Source organism: Chryseobacterium contaminans (assembly GCF_001684955.1).
Classification (GTDB): domain Bacteria; phylum Bacteroidota; class Bacteroidia; order Flavobacteriales; family Weeksellaceae; genus Chryseobacterium; species Chryseobacterium contaminans.
The window spans coordinates 1-1,308 of the sequence record NZ_MAYF01000210.1 but is presented as its reverse complement, the minus strand read 5'-3'; the positions used below and the strand labels follow the sequence as shown (position 1 = coordinate 1,308).

The following is a 1,308-nucleotide window of genomic DNA, read 5'->3' as shown; positions in this document are numbered from 1 at the left end:
CTACTATTTTGATAGGAGTTATAGAATTTTATATATATTTGCATCAACAAATTGGAATGGAAATGGAAAACAGTCTGAAAAACGAATTCGAAAAATTGAAGGAAGAAACCTCCGGGATATCTTCTGAAAAGGATATTTTACAATTACTGACAGAAAGATTTCCGGGTGGGGCAGTATTTTCAACAAGCTTCAGCTATGAAGATCAGGTCATCACTCATCTGGTTAAAAACCTGAATATTGATATTTTTACACTGGACACAGGAAGGCTTTTTGAACAGACGTATGAAACCTGGGCTTCTACCAAAGCTTTCTTCAAAAAAGAAATCAAAGCCTATTATCCGGATACTGAGGAACTGAAAAAATTTGTAACAGAAAACGGACCCAACTCATTTTATCAATCCGTAGAGCAGAGAAAAGCATGCTGCGCCATCAGAAAAGTACATCCCTTGAAATCTGCTTTAAAAGGATATAAAATCTGGATCACCGGCTTAAGAGCTGAGCATTCCCCAAACAGACAGAATATGCCGGCACTGGAATGGGATGAAGATAACCAGATCATTAAGTTTCATCCGCTTCTTCACTGGAGTACAGAACAAGTGACAGAATATGTAAAAATCCATCAGTTGCCTTACAATTATCTCCATAAAAAAGGATTTGTAAGCATCGGATGTGAACCCTGTACAAGAGCCATTCAGGAAGGAGAAGATTTCAGAGCAGGCCGATGGTGGTGGGAAGATGCCAATAAAAAAGAATGCGGTCTGCATATTCATCAATAAAAAAAGAAAAACATGTCAACATATCATTTAGATTACCTGGATCAGTTGGAAGCTGAATCTATTTACATTTTAAGGGAAGTCGCAGGACAATTTGAACGCCCGGCACTTCTGTTCAGCGGTGGAAAAGACAGTATTGTACTGGCTCATTTAGCCTCAAAAGCCTTCCGTTACGGAAAAATACCTTTTAAGTTTGTTCATGTGGATACAGGCCATAACTTTCCTGAGGTATTAAACTTCAGAGATGAGCTTGTTAACCAATTGGAAGTTGATTTAGTGGTTCGTAAGGTTGAAGACACCATCAAAAAGAAAAGCTTAACAGAACCTAAAGGAAAATTCCCAAGCAGAAACTGGCTACAAACCTATACTTTGCTTGATACCATAGAAGAATTTGAATTTGATGCCTGTATCGGAGGCGCCCGCAGAGATGAAGAAAAAGCCCGCGCCAAGGAAAGAATCTTCTCCGTTCGTGATGAATTTGGCCAGTGGGATCCAAAATTGCAGCGCCCTGAATTATGGAGCATCTTCAACGGAA

At 39.3% G+C, this 1,308-nt stretch carries 2 protein-coding genes; both read left to right on the top strand.

The genetic code is table 11. From position 1 onward, the window contains the following. Positions 1 to 62: 62 nt before the first annotated feature. Entirely contained in the window at positions 63 to 776 is a 714-nt protein-coding gene (locus BBH99_RS11755) for a phosphoadenylyl-sulfate reductase (RefSeq protein ID WP_066695742.1), read from the top strand. A gap of 12 nt (positions 777 to 788) precedes the next feature. After that, on the top strand, positions 789 to 1,308 hold a 520-nt coding region (cysD, locus tag BBH99_RS11750), incomplete at its 3' end, for a sulfate adenylyltransferase subunit CysD (protein WP_123873152.1).

What these genes read in the sequence shown, in the direction of transcription:
- BBH99_RS11755 (WP_066695742.1), top strand. Translation starts at nt 63, where the DNA reads ATGGAAAACAGTCTGAAAAACGAATTCGAAAAATTGAAGGAAGAAACC.